Below are 23,249 nucleotides of genomic sequence, written 5' to 3' on the forward strand. Positions count from 1 at the left end.
CCACAAGATGGGCGTTTCTTCCTGGCCAAATTCGAGGACTATCAGTAACAACGCTAGAATCAGAATGGCGGAGGCGACTCCGAGCAGATCATATGTCAGCCCTCGCCCATGCGCCTTATACGGCCCAGCCGTATGCCTTTGTGGCTGCAACATGCTCATGCTGTCCCTCGTTCGACGCGAGGCGCAAACTGCGGCGAAATGGGATAAAGATTCCATATGTCTTTGATCGCTCGCCCATAAGGGCAGCATAAAGGAGACTCGTCCTCTGCAAGGCGAACCGAGAATTGGACAACTCGATGGCTTTGGCCGTGCGGATTGTAGCGGAAGCTCTATGCAGCCATTCCGTTCTTCCTGGTGTGCAACTGCTCCGGTCCGAGGTGTGTGTTTCGGCGGAGCATCTTCGAGTTTCGATGTCCTGTGATGAAACCGCCATTCCGACCGCTTCGAGGATGCAAGCGGCTGACGCCGACCTTCACGTGTTGAGCGCAACGACCTGGGCTATAATCGCACGAAGGCGGACCGCATCTGAATCCTCCTTCGACAGTCGTTCAGCCAGGACACGGATCAAGTCGGCGTCGAACTCCGGGAGAGCCTCACCGCTCTCGGCATCTTGCGCCTCAATGGCCTTCCCCTCCAATGCAGCCGCTAGCAGCTTTTCGACGCGCTTGGCCGCCTCGAGCGAAGGGTCGCGTTGGACATGGGCGTAAATGGCCGTCGACCTGAGATTCGCATGTCCCAAGATTGCGCCCGTCAATGCCAATGCCTCACCGCTCGACGTGGCAGTTGATCCGAGCGTGTGTCGAAGCGTGTGCGGAGTGACCCCCGGTAAGCCGGCAAGCTTGGTCACCTCTGCCCAGACATTACGCGTACCTTGATAATAGCCGTCGCCTCTTTCGGCCGGGAACAGATAGCCTTCCTTGCGAACGTTCAAGAGTTCCTGCAACAGCGCCGCTGCCGCCGGGCCAAAGGGGCGGATCGATTTCCCCGTCTTGGTATCATCGAACTCGAAGAGGTTGCTCTCGAGTTTGACCTCGTGAGCCTTGAGGGCAGCGATCTCGTTCCGGCGGCAGCCGGTCAGCGCCCATAGGCGGGCGATCGCCACTCCTTTCGGATTGGCGCCTTCTTTCTCGACGGTGTCGAACGCTTCGCCCAGGCGAGAGACCTCGTCCAGCGTCAGAAATCGCTCGCGTCGATTATCTGTCTTTCTAACGGATGCGTCTTCGACAGGGTTCTTTGTCACGAAGCCATGCCGGCCACCGAAACTGAACACCGCCGACAGGTCGCGTACGACCTTTCGAGCCGCACCCTCACCACCGCGCACTTTGAGGCGTTTACGAGGGCCGACTTTTTCGTCCTTGGCCGTCTTGCCCAACGTAACATCGGCCACGAACGTTTCGATATCGCCGGACGTGACCTCGCTCGCTCGCCGGTGGCCGAGAAGAGGTTCGACGTGGTTGCGCAGCCGCGCCATTGTGTACTGCTTGGTAAGCGGCTTCATAGGCTTACCCTTGTGGATGCCGCGTTGGATAAAGCAGCCATTCCTTTCATAAAAGTCGAGCAGTTCCCGCATCGTCTTCTCGCGACGCTTCTCCTGCACCGCGCCGGCGGGGTCATTTCCGCTGGCGGCGGCGCCTAGCAGAACTTTCGCCTTTTTCCTCGCTTGCTCGACCGTCAGCGTTCCGAAGCGCCCGACAGTCAGAAACCGCCTCGGCGCGGAGCGGCCGCCCCCATCGGTGCGATAACGGATGATGAACGTCTTCGTGCCGCTCTTCTCGACTCGCACCCCGAAACCCGTGAGCTCAAGGTCCCACAGGTCATACCGGGCGTCGCGGACGTCCGCCTTCTCGACTACCAGCTTGGTCAACCGGACGCTGGATGATCGGTCCATCACACGCCTCCGTTCGCACTTTCTCGTGAGTGCGAGATTATATTGGTGTCCACATGGTGTCCACCGTGATGAAAAATTCAGGCGCAGCGGAGCGTAGCCCGGCGAGAGCGCTTTCATAAAAATAGCCGTATTACATATGCTTATCGCAATCAGGAGAAGACGAGGTGGCTTCGTCGTAGGATACACCCAACCTTGCCAAGGTTGGGGTCGAGGGTTCGAATCCCTTCGCCCGCTCCAGAAATCATCGCTTCAGATGATAGGCGAAGCCCTCTGGGCGCTTTCTCGCTGTCTGCCTCGAGGCCGACAGCGTCCTTCTCCCAACATATCGAAACTTCCGCCTCTAGGCCGCCTTCTGCTGCGCGGAACGCTCGGCCGCGCGCGTCTCGAGGGGCGCGAGCCGGAAAGACCGGGGCCTCTCGAACAAAAAGCGGAATCGGCCCTGCTCGGTCACGCGATGCAGCAGCAGCGGGAAGACGACGCCGGCCACTGTGACGATCAGCGAGGCTAGGCCTACGCTGGCCACGAGATCACGATCGACGATGAGCTTGCGGGCGGCCGCCATCGGCAGGAAGAAGCCGAGATAAATGGCCAGCGAATTGGCGCCGCAATATCGCAGCCATTCCATCGAGGGAAGATCGGCGAGCAGAGCGGCTGCGGCGACGACCGCCGCCGCGCCGGCGAAGCCCGCGGCGAGGCTCATCAGCGGCAGCGAGGCGAGCGTCGGATAATCGGCGAAGGGCGTGGGCGAGAAGGCGAGAGCCGCATCGGCCATCGCCCAGCCGAGCAGCCCGCACAGCGCCGCGCGGGGATAACGCCGCGCCGATTCGGCCAGAGCGAAGACCCGCGGCGCGAAAAGATAGCCGGACAGAAAATAGAGATAGCGCGCGGCGAATTCGTCGGGAACGGCCCAGCCGGTCTCGATCGGCGCCGCCTCCAGCGCAGCGGCTGCCAGCAGCATGAGCGGCGGCGGAACGAAGCGCAGCAGCTTGGTCGCGACGAAAAAGATCGGCAGCAGATAGATGAACCACAGGGTTCCGAACGGCTCGACCAAAGCGAGCGCCAATTGCCCGAGCGCGGTCAGCGGATCGGCGCCCGGCCGCAGCGCGCTTTTGAACAGCCATTGGATGAAAAGCCAAAGACAATAGAAATAGGCGAAATGCGCGACCTTTTTGTCGAGATAGCTCCGCCAGTCCTGATCGATGGCGCGCGACAGAAACAGCCCGGCGATGAAGAAGAAGCCGGGAATGCGAAACGGCTTGGCGAAAGCCACCAGCCAATGCAGCAGCCCCTCGCCCCCCATGGCCTCCCCGACGCCGAGCGCGGAGTGCATCATGACGACGAGGATGACGCTGATCCCTTTCGCATTATCGATCCACGCGATCCGAGCTTCTCTCATCGGCGCCCACCTCCACGCCGCTGGCGGACGCAGCAGAAATGCGCGCGCTTCGCGGAGCGAATTCGCTGGATAGCCGAGGAAAGTTACGGAAGTCTCCGCATAAGGCGCAGCTCGCCCGCGGGCGACGCGCTCATTCGGCGAAGGGCGATCAGGGGCGACGAGAAATGGCGGAGGGGGCGGGATTCGAACCCGCGATACGGTTTCCCGTATACACACTTTCCAGGCGTGCGCCTTCAACCACTCGGCCACCCCTCCAACGACCCTGGCCGGCTCGGAATCGGCCCTGGATCGGCGCGCACTATATTCACAAGCGGCCAGAGTGCAAATCTTTCCGTAGGGAAATCCACGCCGAAGCGACATTCTCTCGCCTCGTGGCGGCCCGGCGTGGACAGACGGCCCGGCGCATTCTATTCAGGAGCCTTCCCTTGGGGCTCGAAAGCGCCATGCTGCGATTGATCGTCCGATTTCTCGGTCTCCTCCTTTTGGCCGGCGGATTCGCGGCCCTCATCGTCGACGGCACACGCTCGCTGGCCGGGGACGGGCTGCATGTCACCCCGCTCAGCGAAGGCGCAACCGATCTTTTTCCGGCGCAGATGAAGGCCTTTCGTATCGCGCTGGAGCAGAAAGCCCCGCAAATCTGGGGCTCCGTCGTCTTCGCTCTGCTGCTCGCGCCTTTGAGCCTCACGCTCACCGGCCTCGGCGGCCTGCTCATTGCATTGAGCCGCAAGCGCCGCCGGCCGATCGACTATCCGCTCCGCTGAACGCCCTTTCGCCGCCGGCGCCGCGGGCGCCATATCGGGGTCTCGGCCCATCTCGAGCGAAAGGTCGACAAAAATGACCGATCACTTCGTCAATCATCATCCGATCGAAGGCCCGTTTCCGCCGGGACTGGAACAGGCCGTCTTCGGCCTCGGCTGCTTCTGGGGCGCGGAGCGTCGCTTCTGGAAGCTCGGCGAGAGCGTCTACACGACCGCGGTCGGCTATGCCGGCGGGACCACGGAAAACCCCACATATAAAGAGGTATGCACGGGCCGCACCTTCCATGCGGAAGTGGTGCTCGTCGTCTTCGACCCCGCGAAAATCTCCTATGAGGAGTTGCTGCGCGTCTTTTGGGAGAGCCACGACCCGACGCAGGGCAATCGGCAGGGCAATGACGTCGGCACGCAATATCGCTCGGCGATCTTCTGCTATTCCGACGAGCAGCTGCGGATCGCCGAGGCGTCCAAGCGCGCCTATGGCGAGGCGCTGGCGGGCCGAGGCTTCGGGCCGATCACGACGCAGATCGCCCCGGCCCCGCGCTTTTATTACGCCGAGGAGTATCACCAGCAATATCTGGCCAAGAACCCCGACGGCTATTGCGGCCTGGGGGGCACGGGCGTCGCCTGCCCCGTGGGGCTCGGCGTCGATCCGGGCTGAATTCAGCTCATCTATCGCGCCTTCAACACCTCACGGCATTCGCCGGGCAGCTTGGCCATGGTCATGGGCGGCCAGGTCTTTGTGGATTTCTTGGGGTGCAGCGCCTCGTCGGTGAACCACCAGGCCAGGGATGAATCGCAGCCGTCGCCCGCCGGCACGGGGTCCTGATCCTTGCAGCTCTCCGCGTCCTTCGGGCAATAGAGCCTGATGTGGAAGTGGTAATTGTGCCCGAACATGGGGCGCACCTTGGCGAGCCAGGAGCGATCGCCCGTCGCCTGCCGGCACAGCGCCCTTTTGATGGCGGCGTTGACGAAGATGCGCTGCACCTCCGGCGCGCGCGCCGCCGTGCGCAGAACGGCGAGATGGCCCTCGGTCCACACATTGGGATCGATATCGAGCCGATCCTCGCGCACCATGTCGGTGGCGGACGTCTCCTCCCGCTCGGCGCGGGACAATTCCCGCTGCGGCATGGGGGTGAGCCAAATATCGGCGTCGAGGCCGATCTGATGCGAGGCGTGGCCGGTGAGCATAGGGCCGCCGCGCGGCTGCGAAATATCGCCGATGAGCAGGCCCGGCCAGCCGGAGGCCTGCGACGCCGCCGGGGCGAGGCGCTGCAGAAAGCCGATGAGCGCCGGATGGCCCCAGAAACGATTGCGCGACAGGCGCATGATCTGCCAATTCGGGCCGTTCACGGGCAGCGCCTCGGCGCCGGCGAGGCAGCCGTGCGAATAGAAGCCGATCGGATCGGGATCGAGCGGCGCGGGGCTCGTCGCGCGGCCGAAGAGCTCCTTGGCGGGCGTCGCGGGATCGTCTGGATGGGCGAGAGGCGGCAAGGGCTTGGGGTCCAGCGTGCCCTTGTCCTGCGCGAAGGCCGGGGCGATCGCGGCGAGCCAGAGAACCAGTGCGGCCGATCTTTGCAGGATCATTTCTGCGGCTTTCGTGGCGAAGTGAGGGAGCGGAAGCGAGAATCGGACAGATTCTGGGCGCTTTTCGGTCTTTTCGCCAGTCCGCGCAGCATCGGAAAGAGAAGGCGAATCGATTCGCCTCGTTTTTTGGCTTTCGCGTCAACCTTACCGTCGGATATAGATTGCCCCTAGGTAGGAGGCGCCATTTTATGCCGCCCTAACTGTGCGGCGTGTGTCTCGTGTTCGTGGGGGAGTGTTGTGATGCGTTGTTTCAAAGCCCTCGGGCTCGTTCTCGTTGCGATGTTCGCATCGATCGGCGCGGCGCAGGCGACCGTGCAAATCCATATCGATCTTTCCACCCAGAGAATGCAGGTCGAGTCCTCCAAGGGCTCCTATAGCTGGCCGGTCTCGACCGCTCGCGCGGGCTATGTGACGCCGCGCGGCACCTATGCGCCCACCGGCCTGCAGAAAATGCATTATTCGCGCAAATATCACATGTCGCCCATGCCGCATTCGATCTTCTTCAGCGGCGGCTATGCGATCCACGGCACCTATGCGACCGGCGCGCTGGGCCGTCCCGCCTCGCATGGCTGCGTGCGCGTCTCCCCGGCCAACGCCGCGACGCTCTACAAGCTGGTGCAGGAGGAGGGCGCGCAGATATCCATCACCGGCTCCTCGCCGGCGACGCGCTACGCCGCCCATAAGCCGCATCGGACCAATGTCGCGAGCCTGCATCGGCCGCATCGCTCCCATGCGCTCGCCTATGGTCCGGGACAGCGCTATCGCTCCGTCACCAGCGTGAAGAGCTGGCAGTCGGCGCCGATGACGAGCCCCTTCGGCAACTGACGCTTCGCGGCTGATTTTCAGCCGCGCGACAGGCTGGACGGCTCGGCGGCGAATTCGGCGACGACCCAATCCTTCAGCGCGGCGACCGCCGGCCGGTCTTCCGCGCCGAGGGGATGGACGAAGTCATATTGCAGGCCGTCGAGCACGGGGCCGAAGGGCTGCACCAGCGCGCCGGAGGCGAGCTCGGCTGCGACCAGCGGCAGGCTGGCCAGCGCCACGCCTTGACCGGCGACGGCGGCGCGTATGGCGCTCTCCTCGTCGGCGACGACGGTTCCGACCTCCGGGTCGAAGCTCTTCGCGCCGCGCTCATCGGCCCAGCGGCGCCAGCTCGCCAGGCGCGGGCCATTGGCGTGCGGCCCCCATTCTCGGTGAATGAGCGTCGCGCCGGCGAGATGCTTGGGGCGGCGAATGTCGAGCCGCGGGCTGCATACGGGCGCATAGCGATCGGTGAACAGCGGCGTCGCCACCTGGCCGGAATATTGGCCGACGCCGCAGCGGATCGCCGCGTCCGCCTCGCCGGCGCGCAGATTGGCCGGACGGTCGGAGGCGTGCAGCCGCAAATCCCAGCCTGGATTCTGGCCGCGGAAAGATTCGGCGCGCGGCGCCAGCGCGCGTGAGGTGAAGGCGACCGTGGCGGAGAGGGTCGCCGCCTGCTTGCGCTCGGTCGGGCGCCGCGCGCGATCTATGGCCTCGGCCATGGAATCGAAGGCGACGCGCAGATCGAGATAGAGCGCCAGACCTTGCGGCGTCAGCGCGACCTCGCGGGCCTTGCGCGTGAAGAGACGCAGGCCGAGGTCGGTTTCGAGACCTTTGATCTGATGGCTGATCGCCGTCGGCGTGACGCCGAGCTCGGCGGCGGCGAGCTTGAAGCTCTCCCGCCGCGCGGCCGCCTCGAAAGCGCGCAAGGACACAAGCGAGGGCAGAGCCCGCATCGCCGCCTCTCATGGATGAGATTTATTCATCTCATGGAGGCGAATGCGCTGGTTGTCAAAAGCTTTGCCGTAAGATGATGAATGAATTCATTTCATCTGTCAGGACAGACGATCCCTTCTCCCGTTCACGGGAGAAGGTGGCCCCGCGAAGCGGGGTCGGATGAGGGTCCTCGCAGCATTCGCGCTTTTCCGCAGCTCGAGCGGTCCCTCGAGCCCTCATCCGACCCTCGCTGACGCGAGGGCCACCTTCTCCCACGAGTGGGAGAAGGAGAGAACGTCGAGGCGCCGCCTTTGTCAGTCGGCGAGCTGGCGCAGCACGTAGGGCAGAATGCCGCCATTCTTGAAATATTCGAGCTCGTCTAGCGTGTCGATGCGCGCCAGCAGCGGGACGCTCACCTGCTTGCCGTCGGGATAGACGATCTCCGCATGAAGCGTCTGGCGCGGGGCCAGCGTGTCGCCGGCGAGACCGCGGATCGTCACCTTCTCCGCGCCGGTGAGGCCGAGCGAGGCCCAGCTCGTTCCCGGCTCGAAGGTCAGAGGCAGAATGCCCATGCCGACGAGATTGGAGCGATGGATACGCTCGAAGCTCTGCGCGATCACCGCGCGCACGCCGAGCAGCATTGTGCCCTTGGCCGCCCAGTCGCGCGAGGAGCCATTGCCATATTCGGCGCCGGCGAAGACGACTAGCGGCGCGCCCTCCTCGGCGTATTTCGCGGCGGCGTCATAGATGGAGAGCGTCTCCCCATCGGGGAAATGCTTGGTGGCGCCGCCTTCCGGCACATTGCCGGCGTCGTCGCGCAAAATATGGTTCTTGATGCGGATATTGGCGAAAGTGCCGCGCATCATCACCTCATGATTGCCGCGGCGCGTGCCATATTGGTTGAAATCCGCCGGCGAAACCTGGCGCTCGGTGAGCCAGCGCCCCGCGGGCGAGGCGGCCTTGATGGAGCCCGCCGGCGAGATGTGGTCGGTGGTGATCTTGTCGCCGAAGAGCGCCAGAATCCGCGCCTCGACAATATCCGTGATGGGCTTGGGCTCTTTGGTCAGCCCCTCGAAATAGGGCGGATTGCGCACATAGGTGGAGCCGCCCGACCATTTATAGGTCTCGCCCGAGGGGGCATCGACCTTGCGCCAATGCTTGTCGCCCTCGAACACGTCCGCATAAGTGTCGCGGAACAGCGAGCGGGTGACATTCTTGCGGATATATTTCTGAATGTCGGCGTTGCTCGGCCAGATGTCGCGCAGGAACACCGGCTCGCCCTTCTTGTCATGGCCGAGCGGCTCCTTGGTCAAATCCTTGGCGACCGAGCCGGCCAGCGCGAAGGCGACGACCAGCGGCGGCGAGGCGAGATAATTCGCCTGCACGTCCGGGTTGACGCGCCCTTCAAAATTGCGATTGCCCGACAGCACAGCTGCCGCGACGATGTCATGATCGTTGATCGTCTTGGAGACCGGCGCCGGCAGCGGGCCGGAATTGCCGATGCAGGTGGTGCAGCCGAAGCCGACGAGATTGAAGCCGAGCTTGTCGAGATCCTTCTGCAGGCCGGCCTTGTCGAGATATTCGGCGACGACGCGGCTTCCCGGCGCGAGCGAGGTCTTAACCCAGGGCTTCACCTTCAGCCCGCGCTCATGGGCGTTGGCGGCGAGCAGGCCGGCGCCGATCAGCACGCTGGGATTGGAGGTGTTGGTGCAGGAGGTGATCGCCGCGATCACCACATCGCCATGGCCGAGATCGTAATTCGTTCCCTCGACCGAGAAGCGCTGCGTCACATCGCCGGGCTTCTTATATTCACTCGCGAGCGCGCTCGCGAAAGCGGTTCCGACATCCTCGAGCGCGACGCGGCCCTCCGGGCGCTTCGGCCCGGCGAGCGACGGAACCACGGTCGAAAGATCGAGCGAGATGGTGTCGGTGAATTCCGGGTCGGGCGTGTCGGCCTCGCGGAAGAGCCCTTGCGCCTTGGCGTAGGCCTCGACGAGATCGATGCGCGAATTGGAGCGGCCGGACATTTTCAAATAATCCAGCGTCTCCTCGTCCACCGGGAAGAAGCCGCAGGTCGCGCCATATTCCGGCGCCATATTGGCGATGGTCGCGCGATCGGCGAGCGAGAGATGCGGCAGACCCTTGCCGAAGAACTCGACGAATTTGCCGACGACGCCCTTCTTGCGCAGCATTTGCGTGACGGTGAGCACGATGTCGGTGGCGGTGACGCCCTCTTTCGGCTCGCCGGTGAGCTCGAAGCCGACGACCTCGGGAATGAGCATGGACAGCGGCTGGCCGAGCATGGCCGCCTCCGCTTCAATGCCACCGACGCCCCAGCCGAGCACGGCGAGGCCGTTCACCATTGTCGTATGCGAATCGGTGCCGACCAGAGTGTCGGGATAGGCGTATTCGATCGTCTCCTTCTTGCCGTCGGTCTTGATCTTCTCCTTCTTCGTCCAGACGGTCTGGGCGAGATATTCGAGATTGACCTGATGGCAGATGCCCGTGCCGGGCGGCACGACGCGGAAATTATCGAAGGAGGACTGGCCCCATTTCAAAAAGCGATAGCGCTCGCCATTGCGCTCGTATTCGAGCTCCACATTGGCGTCGAGCGCTTTCTTCGTGCCGAATTCATCGACGATGACGGAATGGTCGATGACGAGATCGACCGGCACCAGCGGATTGATCTTCTGCGGATCGCCGCCCAATGCGACGAAAGCGTCGCGCATGGCGGCGAGATCGACGACGGCGGGAACGCCGGTGAAATCCTGCATCAGCACGCGCGCGGGGCGGAAGGCGATCTCACGCTCGGCCTTGCCCTTCTCGGTCAGCCATTTCGAGAAGCCTTCGATATGCTCCTTGGTGACGGAGCGGCCGTCCTCGTTGCGCAGCAGATTCTCGAGCAGCACGCGCAGCGAATAGGGCAGGCGCGAGACGCCCTCGAGACCATTGGCCTCGGCCGCCTTCAGCGAGAAAAAGTGATAGGCGTCGTCTCCGACCTTTAGCGTCTCTAGGGCTTTGAAACTGTCGAGTGACGGCATTTCGCGCTTCCTTCGCTTGGAGTCGATGACAGGCGCGGACAGAAGTCATTGCGAACGAAGCGAAGCAATCCAGAGCCGTGGGCCACGGCTCTGGATTGCTTCGTCGCTTCGCTCCTCGCAATGACGGGACGTCGCGCCATCCGCGAACCTTGTAGAGAATTTCGGGCCAGCCGGCAAAACGAAACGAGGGACGCGTCGCCGCGTCCCTCGAACAAGATGAATGCGCCGCCTTCAGCCCGCTTTCATGGCCTCGGGCTTGGTCTTGGCGCGCTTGACGATCAGCTTGTTGAGCGCAGCGACATAAGCGCGCGCCGAAGCGACCAGCGTATCGGGATCGGCGCCGCGGCCCGTCACCGATTTTCCGTCCTCCGAAAGACGCACGGAGACTTCCGCTTGGGCATCGGTGCCTTCCGTTACGGCATGCACCTGGAACAATTCGAGCGCGGCCTCATGCGGCGCCAGCGCCTTTATGGCGTTGAAGATGGCGTCGACGGGTCCGTTGCCGGTCGCCTGATGCGTCTTCTTCTCGCCGTCTATGTCCAAGGTCAGCGCCGCCGTCTGCGGCCCGGCCGTGCCGGCGATGACGGTGAGCGCCGCGACCTTTATGTGGTCGTTGGCGGTCACGATCTCGTCGTCGACCAGCGCGACGATATCCTCGTCATAAACGAGCTTCTTGCGATCGGCCAAATCCTTGAAGCGCTTGAAGGCGTCCTCCAGCGCATTCTCGCCCAGCTCATAGCCCAGCTCTTTGAGCTTCTCCTTGAAGGCGTGGCGGCCGGAATGCTTGCCCATGACCAGCGAGGTCTTGGACACGCCGACGCTCTCCGGCGTCATGATTTCGTACGTATGCGCGTTTTTGAGCATGCCGTCCTGATGGATGCCGCTCTCATGCGCGAAGGCGTTCCGGCCGACGATGGCCTTATTGTATTGCACCGGGAAGGACGTCACCGCCGAGACGAGCTTCGACGCGCGCGTCAGCAGCTTGGCGTCGATATTGGTGCGATAGGGCAGCGCGTCGGGACGCGTGCGCATCGCCATCACCACTTCTTCCAGCGCGGCGTTGCCGGCGCGCTCGCCTATGCCGTTGATGGTGCATTCGATCTGCCGCGCGCCGCCGCGCACGCCGGCCAGCGAGTTGGAGACCGCGAGGCCGAGATCGTCGTGACAATGGACCGAGAAGATCGCCTTGTCGGCATTGGGCACGCGCTCGCGCACCATGCGGAACAGCGCCTCATATTCCTGCGGCGTGGAATAGCCGACCGTGTCGGGAATGTTGATCGTCGTCGCGCCCGCATTGATCGCCGTCTCCACGCAGCGGCACAGGAAATCATGTTCCGTGCGCGTGCCGTCCTCGGCCGACCATTCGACGTCCGCGACATGATTGCGCGCCCGCGAGACGGAGGAGGCGATCATCTCCAATACTTTTTCCGGCTCCATCTGGAGCTTGTATTTCATATGGACCGGCGAGGTGGAGATGAAGGTGTGGATGCGCGCGTTGCGGGCGTGACGCAGCGCCTCGGCGCAGCGGTCTATGTCCTTGGCGGCGGCGCGGGCGAGGCCGGCAATGGTCGCGTTCTTCACGCGCTTGGCGATCTCGGACACCGATTCGAAATCGCCCTGGCTGGCGATGGGGAAGCCGGCCTCGATAATGTCGACGCCCAGCTCGTCCAGAATATCGGCGACCTCGAGCTTCTCCTCGAAGGTCATGGAGGCGCCGGGCGATTGCTCGCCGTCGCGCAGAGTGGTGTCGAAAATGACGACGCGATCGGCGTCGCGGGCGGCGGAAGGATTATTGTCGGTCATGGCTTCGTCCTGAACTGCTCGGCCCGAGCTCGCGGGCGCTCTCGTTTCGTCTTAGCTCGGCTTCCCCTGAATGCCTGGGCCGGGCGGCCCTGGGGGCGTTCAGGGGCGACTAAGAAGCAGCAGGCTCGAAAGAAGACGCGCGGAGGCGAGCGCCGAGGAGCGCGCCGCGTCTTTCGTGATGGTGGCCGTTGCCGCCAAAGCTCAGTTCCTCGGTCTCATCGGCGCTGCGCCGATCTGGGCATGAAAATACGCGCCTTCGGCTCGAGTTGCAAGCATGAGCGCGCGAGCGGGTCGAAGCCCGCCTCAGCCCGCCAGCTTCGCCAGCGCTTCGGCCAATATGCGGGTCTGCGTCCAGTCCAGAAATATCTCCGGCCCGTCCGTGGCCTTCACCGTGACGCCATCGTCCTGGACCTGCGCCTCGAATTCGTGATCGCTGGCGATCGGGCTCATGAAAATGGTCTTTTCCGCGCTGGAGCCATTGGCGACCGCCGCCAGCGCGCGGGAGAGAATGCCGGCCTCGTTCGGGGTCAGCCGCCGCAGCGGCTGCTCGCCCACGCGAATCGTCACCAATGCGCCAAAATGCCGATGATCGGCGGCTGCGACTTCGACAATTTGCGACATCGGTAGGCTCCTATTGTTCGAGCCGTTCCCAAACCGACACGGCTGCATTTAACTATCAGACTGATTTTGCTGGCGCCGATCATTTTTTTGCGGCGCAGCGAACAAGGCACGATCCTTGAATCCCTCGAAGCCACGTGTCGGGATCCGATCGAGCGTCCGACAATCAAAATCCATACCTTCCCCGCCTCCTGCGGCGGGGAGCGGGAGCGCAAATGAGCTTCGACGACCGCGACGCCATGCCGACCGATATTCGCGGCTACCATAGGCGCACCAAGCATGCGCCGAACCGCTATGCGATGGGTCCGGGCTTTCTGGATTGGACGTCGCAGCCCTCGCCCTTCCGCCTCTTCGAGGGCGTGCGGCAGACGCCTCTGCCCATCATCGAGGAGACACCCGCCTTCCCCGGCCCGGCGCCGCAGCCGGCGGCGCTCGATCTTCGCGCCCTCGGCCTGTTCCTCGAGCTGTCCTTCGGCATAAGCGCGTGGAAGAGCTATGAGGGCTCGACCTGGGCGCTGCGCAACAATCCCTCCTCCGGCAATCTGCATCCCACCGAATCCTATGTGCTGCTGGATGCGGTGGAGGGGCTCGGGGCCGGCGCCGCGCTCTATCATTATGCGCCGCTGCTGCATGCGCTCGAGGAGCGCGCGACCTATACGGCGCCGCGCGTGCTGCCCAAGGGCGGCTTTCTGCTCGCGCTCTCCTCCATTCCCTGGCGCGAGGCGTGGAAATATGGCGAGCGCGCCTTTCGCTACTGCCAGCTCGACGCCGGCCATGCGATCGGCGCCGTCGCTCAGGCCGCCGCCGCGCTCGGCTGGCGGGCGCAGGCGCTGGCCGATCCGTCCGACGGCGAGATCGCCGCGCTCATCGGCCTCGATCGTGACGACGCCTGGCACAGACGCGAGCCGGAGCATCCCGATCTGCTGTTGTGGATCGCGACCGAGCCGGGGCCGGCGACGCCGCTCGATCTCTTCGCTCTCATCGACGCGCCGCGCGAGTTTCGCGGCCAGGCCAATCGGCTGAGCGAGGATCACGACGGCTGGCCGATCATCGATCTCGCCGGGCAATTCTGCCGCAAGCCACGCCAGCCCAAGCCCCCGGCGCCGACGCGCGCGCAATGGCCGGCGCCCGGTTTCGAAGGCGTCTCCATCGGCGCCGCCGTGCGCAAGCGCCGCAGCGCGCAGAAGATGGACGGAACCACCTCCATCTCGCGAGAGGCCTTCGCCGCGCTCATCGCCTCGACGCTGCCGAGCGAATCCACTCTGCTCTCCGCCTTCCCCTGGGGCGCGGCGATCACGCTCATTCTCTTCGTGCATCGCGTCGATGGCCTGGAGCCCGGACTCTATGCGCTGCAACGCGACAGCGACGTCGCCGCGCGGCTGCGCGAAGCCTCGCGCAAGGACTTCGAATGGTCGCTGGTCGAGCTGGAAGGCCTGCCGCTCTATCGGCTCTACGCCGGCTCGGTGGAAAAAGAGGCGACCAAGCTCGCCTGCCTCCAGCCCATTTCCGGCAAGGGCTGCTTCAGCGTCGCGATGATCGCGGAATTCGACCGCGCGCTGGCGGCGGACGGCGCCTTCGCCTATCGGCGCCTGCATTTCGAGGCCGGCCTCATCGGCCAGGCTCTCTATCTCTGGGCCACCGCGGCGGGGATCGCCGGCACCGGCATCGGCTGCTTCTTCGACGACACGGTCCATGAGCTTCTGGGCCTGACGCCGGGCGATATGCAGTTCCAGGACGTCTACCACTTCACCGTCGGAGGGCCTGTCGAAGACACGCGCATTCTGACGCTTCCCCCCTATCCCGATGACAGACGAGAGCGGCGATGAATATTCAGATCGAACGCCAATATGTCGAATCGCTGATGGCGCGATTCCCGGCCCGCGCCGGGCTCGCCGAGCAATTGCGCTTCAGCGACAGGGTCGAAATCGACTTCGCCCATCTCTCCGACGAGGAGCTGACCTTCCTCGAGGAGCTCTATCGCGCGGCCGGCCCGGACATGCGCGCCCGCGCCGCGCAGCTCGCGACGCTGCGCGACGCGCTGAAGGCCGGCGGCAAGCGCTTCGAGGCCACCGAGCTCGAGCAGGTGCTGCCGGCGATGGTGCGTTATCTGACCGCCGACGCCATTCGCGGCTGGCTGTTCACGGCGAGCGTCGCCTCCAAGCCTCTGCCTTACGTCATCACCCGCTTCGACTATGTGCCGGCCTCCAACGACGAGGCGGGCAAGGTGATGATCGAGCTGAAATCCAACGCCAAGGGCGTGCTGACCACCAACGCCATCCGCATCATGGCGGCGGAGGTCGCGGGGCGCACGATCAACGAGATCCTCGCCGCCAAGGGCTATATTCGCGAGACGCCGGAGCTGGTCGAAGCCTTCGATGCGGCCACCGAGACTTATTTCGACTGGCGCGGCCGCTATGGCCAGCAGTTCACCGGCCGCGGCACCGGCTTTCACGCGGAGGACCCCAACGCCTCGCATCGCGACACGGATTGGTCGCGCAAGGATGTCGTGGTGCTGTCGACCAGCGGCGGCGACGCCCGCCTCGTCAATGACGAGGCCATTCTCTCGGCGCGCAGCCTGACGCTGGAATCGCCCGGCGACGTGCTCGGCAATTTCATTCGCAAAGCGTCGAAGAGCAATAAGTTCACCGTCGAGGACGAGCTGGCTGTGATGCAGCAGCAGATTCCGGAACATTTGTTCAAGCGCATTCCGGTGCATCCGTACATTCTGATGTTCCATCTCGATCTTCATCACCATGTCTGGGTGCATGTCGACGAGATGAAGCTCTATGAATATAAGCCCGCGCTGAAGCAGAAGCTGGTGCTGCCGGCCGAGCAGACCGATCTCATCGACATTCTGACCGCCGAGATGGACGTGCTGATGGACGACATCGTCGCCGGCAAGTCGGGCGGCACCACAGTGCTCTGCGCCGGCCCGCCCGGCGTCGGCAAGACGCTCACGGCGGAAGTCTATTCCGAGATCATTCAGCGGCCGCTCTATCGCGTGCATTCCGGCCAGCTCGGCCTCAATGTCGCGACGATGGAGACCGCGCTGAAGGAAATCCTCACCCGCGCGCAACGCTGGGGCGCGGTGATGCTGATCGACGAGGCCGACGTCTATATCAAGCGGCGCGACGACAATATCGCCATGAACGCCGTGGTCGGCGTGTTCCTGCGCGTGCTGGAATATTTCAACGGCCTGCTGTTCCTGACGACCAATCGCGTCGACGATATCGACGAGGCGATCGTCTCCCGTTGCATCGCGCTCATCAAATACAGCCCGCCGGACGATGACGCGAAGCGCCGCATCTGGCGCGTGATGTCGGATCAGTTCGAGCTGAAGCTCGCCGATGCGCTGATCGACGATCTCGTCACCGTCTTCCCCTATGCGACGGGCCGCGACATCAAGGGCCTCGCCAAGCTGACGGCGAAATTCTGCCATCAGAAGCAAGTCTCGCCGGACATCGCCGTGTTCCAGCGCTGCGCGATCTTCCGCGGGCTGGATGTGGTGCGCGGGGAGGAATTGAAGACCGCCGCGGAGTAGAAACGGGCGAGGTCTCGAGAGGAAGGGCGCTTCCTTCTCCCACTTGTGGGAGAAGGTGGCCTCGCGAAGCGAGGTCGGATGAGGGTCCGACCTCGGCTTCGCCTTTTCTTTGCATCCGTCGTGTCCTCATGATTTCCACGAGACACGACGGACCCTCATCCGACCCTCGCTGACGCGAGGGCCACCTTCTCCCACGAGTGGGAGAAGGTTTACGCGTCGTCTTACTTCTTCGGCGCTTCCTCGCGGGCCTTGAGGGCCGCGCCGAGAATGTCGCCCAGCGAGGCGCCCGAATCGGCGGAGCCGTATTGGGCGATCGCCTCCTTCTCCTCGGCCATTTCCAGCGCCTTGATCGACACGGCGACCTTGCGCGCCTTGCGATCGAAGAGGGTGATGCGGACATCCACCTTCTCGCCGACAGCGAAACGCTCGGGACGCTGGTCGGCGCGGTCGCGCGCCAGCTCGTTGCGCTTGATGAAGGTGGTGAGGTCGGTGCCGAGGATCTTCACCTCGAGACCGGCTTCCTTCACCTCGAGCACCTCGGTGGTGACGACAGCGCCCTTCTTCACCTCTCCCCCTGCGCCCTCTTCGGCGACCGAGGCGAAAGGATCACTGGCGAGCTGCTTCACGCCGAGCGAGATGCGCTCCTTCTCGATGTCGACGTCGAGCACCTGAGCGGTGATGACATCGCCCTTCTTATACTCTTCGATGACCTGCTCGCCGGGGCGGTTCCAGTCGAGATCGGAGAGATGGACCATGCCGTCCACATCGCCATCGAGGCCGATGAACAGGCCGAACTCGGTCTTGTTCTTGACCTCGCCGGAGACGGTGGAGCCTTGCGGGTGCTTCTCGGCGAAGGCCTCCCACGGATTCTGCAGCGTCTGCTTGAGGCCGAGCGAGATGCGGCGCTTGACCGGATCGACCTCGAGCACCTGAACGTCGACTTCCTGGCTCGTCGCGACGATCTTGCCGGGATGCACGTTCTTCTTCGTCCAGGACATTTCCGAGACGTGGACGAGACCCTCGATCCCCGGCTCCAGCTCCACGAAGGCGCCGTAGTCGGTGATGTTGGTGACGCGGCCGTGGAACTTGGCGCCGATCGGATATTTCGCCTCGATGCCCTGCCACGGATCCTCGAGCAGCTGCTTCATGCCCAGCGAGATGCGATGCGTCTCGTGATTGATCTTGATGATCTTCACGCGCACGGTCTGGCCGATGGTGAGCACCTCGCTCGGATGATTGACGCGGCGCCAGGCCACATCGGTGACATGCAGCAGGCCGTCGATGCCGCCGAGATCGACGAAGGCGCCGTAATCGGTGATGTTCTTGACGACGCCCTCGATGACCTGCCCCTCTTCGAGGTTGGCCACGATCTCGTGACGCTGCTCGGCGCGGCTCTCCTCGAGCACGGTGCGGCGCGACACGACGATATTGCCGCGGCGGCGGTCCATTTTCAGAATATGGAAGGGCTGCGGCACGTTCAGCAGCGGGCCGACATCGCGGATCGGACGAATGTCGACCTGCGAACGCGGCAGGAAGGCCACGGCGCCGTCGAGATCGACGGTGAAGCCGCCCTTGACCTGATTGAAGATGACGCCTTCGACCTTCTCATTGCTTTCGAAGGCCTTCTCGAGCTTGACCCAGCTCTCCTCGCGGCGCGCCTTGTCGCGCGAGATGACGGCCTCGCCGAGCGCGTTCTCGATGCGCTCGAGATAGACCTCGACCTCTTCGCCCACCTTGGGGGCCGGGTCGCGGCCGAAGCCAGTGAATTCCTTGAGGGCGACGCGGCCCTCGGTCTTGAGGCCCACATCGATGACGGCGACGTCCTTCTCGATGGCGACCACGCGGCCCTTGATGACGGAACCCTCGAAAGCTTCGTTTTCTCCGTAGCTTTCTTCGAGCAGGGCGGCAAAGTCCTCGCGCGACGGGGCGCGCTCAGCTGCAGTTGACATGAGTTCTCCTGGAATGCCCTTTCGGGCGCGGCGCCGGCATAGGGTTGGCGTTGCGGATCGGGCCTCCTCGATCGGAAGTCCCCTCCCGCCGCCGAAGCGAGGCCTGGAGGAAACGAGAGTTCTGCTCAGAGAACTGGCCGGCGCGGCCCGATCGAAAATGCCCGTGTTTTTAAAAAACGGAGAGGCTGGAAGGGAAACCCCGCCAGCCATCCACGCCTTATCTAGCAATTCGGCGCGCCGCGAGCAAGCCGCGCGAACGCGTCTGATCACCGCGACGGCAGATCGAAATGATAATTCACGCCGACGCGGACGGTGTGAAAATTCGCGCCGCGCGCGGCGCCCGGATCGCCGCCGCCGTTCTCGCCGAGATCGGTGAAGAGATATTCGGTCTTGACCGACCAGCGCGGCGCGAAGGCCCATTCGACGCCGCCGCCCGCGGTCCAGCCTTCGCGAACCGATCCGCCGACGTCGCCATAGGCGAAGCCGCCCGTGCCGTAGAACAGCACGCGGGAATCGAAGCCGGTGACGCCGAAGCGCCCGCGCAACGTCCCGAACCAGGGCAGCGAGCGCGCCCCCTCGGGTCCGCGCAGGCCCAGCGGATCGGGGCCGCGACCACCGCCGGAGAGGCTGGTCCCCGAAAAATCGGTCTCGAGGCCCACGACGAAGAGCGGGCCGATCCGGTGATTATAGCCGACGAGTCCGCCGCCCGAGACCCCGGCGTCGGACTTGCCGGAGGCGAACGCGCCGGCGCCGATATCGAGACCCGCATAGACGCCGGTCCATGCGAAAGCCGGCGGCGTCGGGGGCGGCTGGAAGACCCGCTCGCGCGACGGCAGATCCGCCGCCCGCGCGCCAGCGGAGAAAGCTGCGGCCATAACCAGAGCCGTGATGACAGGCTTCATGAAAAATCCTCGTTTCGACGACGCCCCCGCTTCGGCTTCGTCGATTGGGATTTCCCCCGTTTGTCCGAGAGGTTCGAGATGTTTCCGGCTCGCGGCGAAGTCGCGCCGAATTTTTGGCGCGCCGCCGCAAACGGAATGCAAACTGTACCCTGGCCATTGTGAGCAAGCCGCTTTCGAGCTAGAACGCGCCGTCGCTCGCCACTGGATTGCCGACCATGAGTTTTGCACGCATCGCTTTATTGGCGGCCGCTCTCGGCCTTTCCGCCTGCAATACCGGCCCGCGCGCTTATATTTACGCTGGCGGCAGCCAGGCCTCCGTGCAGAGGACGATTTCTGTCCCGCGCGGCTCCACCGCCTCGCTCGGCTTCGCCGCCAAGATCAATCCAGACTGCTCGCGCGCCGACAGTCCCGATCGCGTCACGCTCACCCAAGCCCCCTCACAGGGCCGGGTCGAGATTCGGCGCGAGGCCGGCTACGCCTATTTCCGTCCCGCCAATCCGCGGTCGCGCTGCAACACCCAGCGCGTGCCCGGCACGAAGCTCTTCTACCACGCCGGCCCCAACGCCTCGGGAACCGACACATTCTCCTACGACTGGTATTCGGGCTCGGGCGGGATCGCGCATGTCACCGTGACGGTGAATATTCTCTGACGCTTTTGGCAAAGGCGGTTTCCGCTTCCTGGCGCGGAAGCCGCTTTTCGCCGGATCAAAAATAGCCGAGCTTCATCCCCTGCATGTTCAGCATCAGGCTGGAATCGAGCCCGAAGCTCGATCCAGAGCCAGACGTATCGAACAGCGTCGAGAGCAGGGAGCTCTGCGAATTGGCGGCGCCGCCATTGTTGTAATCATATTGCGCGGCGAAGCGCGAGATGAACTGCTGCAGCTTCGTCGGATCCTTGAAGTCGGCGAGATTCACCTTCGACGACAGCAGCCGATATTGCGTGTCGATGGACTGCGACGAGGTGCTCGAGGAAATGCCGAGCGCCGTCTGCACGACCGTCAAAATATTGCTGTCCGCCAGAATGCCATAGACGCTGGTGAGGTTCGGCGCGCGCTGCTGAAAATAGAGCGCGAGCTGCACGCCCGGATTCTGCTGGCCCTGGCTCGTCTCCAGCGCCTGCTCCGTGTAGCGGCTCACCACATTGTCGACGAGCGTCGAGGAGGATGTCGTCGTCTCGCCATTGTCGGCGAAGTCGAATGCCGTCACAAAGGCCTTTATGTTGGCGTTGCTGAGCGTGTTGGCGAGCGCCGAATTGCTGGAGACGCCGCCGTCCAGCGCTTTCTGCATGAGGCCCTTGGCGTAGGTCATGCTGCCGAGACCAAATGCGGTCATCGCATAATTGAAGAGACGCGTGTCCTTCATAAAGGCGTCGACCGACGTCACCTTGCCGATATTGTCCTTGAAATATTTCGTCTGCGTCGCGACATCCGGCGATTTGGCGGTGATCGCCTGCCATTTGGCCTGATTATTGGCGATCTGCAGATAGCTGGCGAGCGTCGTCATGAAGATATTCCGAGGGACTGGCCCTCGATCATGCGCCCGAGGTTCTTGACGCAATGTTAAGTTTCAGCCGACCTCATTGCCCTCTATCGTGAGCCGCGGATATTTGGCGGCCGCGCCCGGCCGCGCGACATCTCCCGGCTGAATGTCATGACCCGCTATCGCCGCGATCGCCGCCTTTTTGGCGCCGATGATCCTGTTGCGCGCGATGACCGCCGGCCCGACGCCCTCGCCGATCTGAAAGGTCACGCCATAGTCATTGTCGACGAGCTCATTGCCATCGACGCGAATATTCTGCCGATAGCCGCCGCAGCGCACGCCCATCCAGCCGCCGACCACAGTGTTGCCGGCGATCTCCACATTGCTCTCCGCCTCTATGCCGGTGAGCCAGCTCATTATGGGACCGAACTCGTCATCGGGATGCGTCTCGTGCAGGCCGGTGATCCGATTGCCGATGACGAAGCCTATGTCCGTGCCGCGCTCGGCGTTGGCGAGCGCTATTCCGGCGCCGGCGTCGTCGATCTTATTGTCGCGGAAGCTGGCGCGCTTGGCGCCGAACTCCGCATACATGGCGCGCTCGCCGAAGCCGGCGCAATCATTGCCGACCACCTCGACATCATGGCCGGCGTTGTTGCGTACCGCCGTATAGGCGCAGCGGCGGATGACATTCTTCTCCACCCGCACGAAGCCAGAGCCCCAAATGCTCACGCCATTGCCATAGGCGCCGTCGCCGCCCGAGAGATTGCGAATGTCGACGATCTCATTATTGCGGATGCGCGAGCCCTCATAGCGCCCGGCCTTTGTGGTCCAGACTTGCACGCCATTGTCGCCGCAGCGGCGGACCTTGTTATTGTCTATGTCGACGCCGAGCCCATCGAGCGAGAAATAGCCGGCGTCGCGCACATCCTCGACGATATTCTGCGCGAAGCGCCCGCCACAGCGCAGGAGATTGACGCCCCTGCCGCCCGAGCGGCGAATCGTGCAGCCATGCACGGCGAGCTTTGGAATATCGGCGAGATCGAGAAGGCCCTGTGTGCGATCGGCGAAAGCCGCGCCGCCGCCGTCGAAGCTCACATTCTCCAGCGTCAGCGCCGGAACATTGGCGGCGCGCAGCAGCGGGCCGGGGCCGATCGCCTGCAGCGCCGAGCCGCCGGCGGCGCCGATGATCGTGACCTTATCCTCGATGACGAGGGAACGAATGCGCAAGACGCCGGCCGGCAGACGCAAGGCGCCTCCCGCATGGACAGCCTCGCGTAGGCGCCGCTGCAGCCAATCGGTGGCGTCCGGCGCGGCGGCGTCAGCGCGCGCGACGGCGCCGAGAGCGGCGAAAGCGCCGGCTCCAAAGGCTAAAATCTCGCGTCGGGTCGGCCTGGCCACATCCCGGATTAGCTCGAGGAGCGCGACGCGTCGAGCCCGAACTGCCGCTTGTTTTTGCACGGCGGCCGCGTCAAATCGGGCATTGCGCCTAATTTATGTAGTTGCGTTACATAACGGTCGGGGGCATAAAGAGAGCGCCCAAACGGGTAATCGTCTTGCAAAGAACAAGTCTAGGTCCCGCCTCCACTGCTCTGCGACTTGCGACATCGCTCGGTTCGTCGAGGCGGTTCTCCTTTCTGCGACGCTCTACCCCTCCAGAGCGCGGCCTCATCCGTCGAGGTCGGTCCTTTGCGGTTCAGGTTCTCACGGTGTTGTCCAACTCCCCGTTTCGCGTACGCGCGGAACGGGGAGCCCCTTTTTATGTCGAAACCCGTCGCGCGGGAAGCGAGAACAGCGCTCGCCGTATGGGGCTTCGCGGTCGCTTCGTCGCTTTTGAAGAACCGGAGTCTCCCAATGCCTCTCGCGGTCGACGATCTCTTGCGTCGCTGGGTCGAGGAGCGCGCCGCGAGTCCCGAGCCGGGCGACGGCGAATATGCGCAATTCATCGCCGATTGGCTGCCGCTCGCCTCCAGCGACGACTGGCACAGAATGATCCTCGGCCATAATCGCGCGCTCGGCGACGCGCCCTTGTTCTGGATCATGCGCCAGAAGCGCTGCGAAAAGGCGACCGCGCTCGGCATTTTCTACCTCGCCCGGCCGGGCCGGCTGCTCGCCTATGGAAGAGATCGCGCCGAGGTCCCGGAGACGATGAAGCGCGCGGCAGTGCATCAGTTTGAAATTGAGAATTTAGCGGCCGAACTTGCCAGCTATGGAACTGCATACCAGATTGAAATGGCCAACAATTATTTTGCGAAAGCCGGACGACCCGTTGACAGCGCCTACATCACGCCGCTGTAGGCGCTGTAATGGTAATTTGGCGATTTGTCAAGTTGACGTGTATAGCACTTTATGCCTGTACGCATACCGATGAGGTCTGGGATGCCAAAAAGTCCGCGAGGGCAAAAACGGCCAGCCGATCTAATCGGGTGCGCCGTCATGGTAGCAAAAATTGCGACTGGTGAAGTCGAAGGATCGCCAGCGCTGTCGAACAAAGTGAAATCTGAGCGCGCTGGCACCGCCGCGCGGGCTTCAAAACTTAGCAAGGAGGAGCGCTTC

Annotated in this window: 18 protein-coding genes and 1 tRNA gene; 7 read left to right on the plus strand and 12 right to left on the minus strand. The window is 63.8% G+C overall.

Features of this window, described 5'->3' with window-relative positions:
- Positions 1-472: 472 nt before the first annotated feature.
- The 3 genes from K369_RS19420 to K369_RS19435 all read right to left on the minus strand — a co-directional run bounded on the left by K369_RS19420 (position 473) and on the right by K369_RS19435 (position 3,539).
- A complete protein-coding gene (locus tag K369_RS19420; RefSeq protein WP_036293441.1) occupies positions 473-1,888 on the minus strand; it encodes a site-specific integrase in 1,416 nt (471 codons plus the stop codon).
- Between the two features lie 340 nt (positions 1,889-2,228).
- The gene (locus tag K369_RS19430; protein ID WP_036295935.1) at positions 2,229-3,284 is read right to left on the minus strand and encodes an acyltransferase family protein; all 1,056 of its coding nucleotides are present in this window, start codon (positions 3,282-3,284) and stop codon (positions 2,229-2,231) included.
- Between the two features lie 165 nt (positions 3,285-3,449).
- Positions 3,450-3,539: transfer RNA gene (locus K369_RS19435), tRNA-Ser, on the minus strand.
- A 170-nt stretch (positions 3,540-3,709) separates the two neighbouring features.
- On the opposite strand from K369_RS19435, the gene K369_RS19440 reads away from it, so the two are divergent.
- Both K369_RS19440 and msrA read left to right on the plus strand, forming a co-directional pair.
- Positions 3,710-4,045 carry a hypothetical protein gene (locus tag K369_RS19440; RefSeq protein ID WP_245278246.1) on the plus strand — a complete coding sequence of 112 codons (336 nt, stop codon included), beginning with the start codon at positions 3,710-3,712 and terminating at the stop codon, positions 4,043-4,045.
- A 73-nt stretch (positions 4,046-4,118) separates the two neighbouring features.
- A complete protein-coding gene (msrA, locus tag K369_RS19445; protein WP_156967985.1) occupies positions 4,119-4,700 on the plus strand; it encodes a peptide-methionine (S)-S-oxide reductase MsrA in 582 nt (193 codons plus the stop codon).
- A gap of 11 nt (positions 4,701-4,711) precedes the next feature.
- Here the strand turns inward: msrA and mepA are convergent, their stop codons facing one another.
- Positions 4,712-5,626, minus strand: coding sequence for a penicillin-insensitive murein endopeptidase (mepA, locus tag K369_RS19450; RefSeq protein WP_036293448.1), 915 nt, complete (start codon positions 5,624-5,626; stop codon positions 4,712-4,714).
- A 240-nt stretch (positions 5,627-5,866) separates the two neighbouring features.
- On the opposite strand from mepA, the gene K369_RS19455 reads away from it, so the two are divergent.
- Entirely contained in the window at positions 5,867-6,451 is a 585-nt protein-coding gene (locus tag K369_RS19455; RefSeq protein ID WP_036293450.1) for a L,D-transpeptidase, read from the plus strand.
- A 17-nt stretch (positions 6,452-6,468) separates the two neighbouring features.
- Here K369_RS19455 and K369_RS19460 read toward each other — a convergent pair whose 3' ends face one another.
- The 4 genes from K369_RS19460 to K369_RS19475 all read right to left on the minus strand — a co-directional run bounded on the left by K369_RS19460 (position 6,469) and on the right by K369_RS19475 (position 12,828).
- On the minus strand, positions 6,469-7,383 hold the full coding sequence (locus K369_RS19460; RefSeq protein WP_036293452.1) for a LysR substrate-binding domain-containing protein: 915 nt from the start codon (positions 7,381-7,383) through the stop codon (positions 6,469-6,471).
- Positions 7,384-7,677: 294 nt separating this feature from the next.
- Positions 7,678-10,404: an aconitate hydratase AcnA gene (acnA, locus tag K369_RS19465; protein WP_036293454.1), complete on the minus strand. Its 2,727-nt coding sequence runs from the start codon at positions 10,402-10,404 to the stop codon at positions 7,678-7,680.
- 231 nt (positions 10,405-10,635) lie between these two features.
- Positions 10,636-12,207, minus strand: a complete 1,572-nt coding sequence (locus K369_RS19470) for a 2-isopropylmalate synthase (protein WP_036293456.1) — start codon at positions 12,205-12,207, stop codon at positions 10,636-10,638.
- 303 nt (positions 12,208-12,510) lie between these two features.
- The gene (locus K369_RS19475; protein ID WP_036293458.1) at positions 12,511-12,828 is read right to left on the minus strand and encodes a hypothetical protein; all 318 of its coding nucleotides are present in this window, start codon (positions 12,826-12,828) and stop codon (positions 12,511-12,513) included.
- A gap of 212 nt (positions 12,829-13,040) precedes the next feature.
- Here K369_RS19475 and K369_RS19480 point away from each other — a divergent pair, with 212 nt between their 5' ends.
- Positions 13,041-14,651: a SagB/ThcOx family dehydrogenase gene (locus K369_RS19480; protein WP_198033163.1), complete on the plus strand. Its 1,611-nt coding sequence runs from the start codon at positions 13,041-13,043 to the stop codon at positions 14,649-14,651.
- Positions 14,648-16,366 (plus strand): ATP-binding protein, encoded by a 1,719-nt coding sequence (locus tag K369_RS19485; RefSeq protein ID WP_036293461.1) that lies wholly within the window; start codon positions 14,648-14,650, stop codon positions 16,364-16,366. Before K369_RS19480 ends, K369_RS19485 begins: the two co-directional genes overlap by 4 nt.
- A 221-nt stretch (positions 16,367-16,587) precedes the next feature.
- Here K369_RS19485 and rpsA read toward each other — a convergent pair whose 3' ends face one another.
- On the minus strand, positions 16,588-18,315 hold the full coding sequence (rpsA, locus tag K369_RS19490) for a 30S ribosomal protein S1 (RefSeq protein ID WP_036293463.1): 1,728 nt from the start codon (positions 18,313-18,315) through the stop codon (positions 16,588-16,590).
- 266 nt (positions 18,316-18,581) lie between these two features.
- The gene (locus K369_RS19495; RefSeq protein WP_036293465.1) at positions 18,582-19,217 is read right to left on the minus strand and encodes an outer membrane protein; all 636 of its coding nucleotides are present in this window, start codon (positions 19,215-19,217) and stop codon (positions 18,582-18,584) included.
- A gap of 215 nt (positions 19,218-19,432) precedes the next feature.
- Here K369_RS19495 and K369_RS19500 point away from each other — a divergent pair, with 215 nt between their 5' ends.
- Positions 19,433-19,867 (plus strand): hypothetical protein, encoded by a 435-nt coding sequence (locus K369_RS19500; RefSeq protein WP_156967986.1) that lies wholly within the window; start codon positions 19,433-19,435, stop codon positions 19,865-19,867.
- Positions 19,868-19,922: 55 nt separating this feature from the next.
- Here K369_RS19500 and K369_RS19505 read toward each other — a convergent pair whose 3' ends face one another.
- Both K369_RS19505 and K369_RS19510 read right to left on the minus strand, forming a co-directional pair.
- Positions 19,923-20,720 (minus strand): DUF1217 domain-containing protein, encoded by a 798-nt coding sequence (locus K369_RS19505; protein WP_036293470.1) that lies wholly within the window; start codon positions 20,718-20,720, stop codon positions 19,923-19,925.
- A gap of 63 nt (positions 20,721-20,783) precedes the next feature.
- A complete protein-coding gene (locus tag K369_RS19510) occupies positions 20,784-22,094 on the minus strand; it encodes a TIGR03808 family TAT-translocated repetitive protein (protein WP_245278247.1) in 1,311 nt (436 codons plus the stop codon).
- 453 nt (positions 22,095-22,547) lie between these two features.
- On the opposite strand from K369_RS19510, the gene K369_RS19515 reads away from it, so the two are divergent.
- The gene (locus K369_RS19515) at positions 22,548-22,991 is read left to right on the plus strand and encodes a DUF4274 domain-containing protein (protein WP_036293472.1); all 444 of its coding nucleotides are present in this window, start codon (positions 22,548-22,550) and stop codon (positions 22,989-22,991) included.
- The last annotated feature ends 258 nt before the right edge of the window (positions 22,992-23,249 follow it).

This window comes from Methylosinus sp. PW1, from assembly GCF_000745215.1.
GTDB lineage: Bacteria > Pseudomonadota > Alphaproteobacteria > Rhizobiales > Beijerinckiaceae > Methylosinus.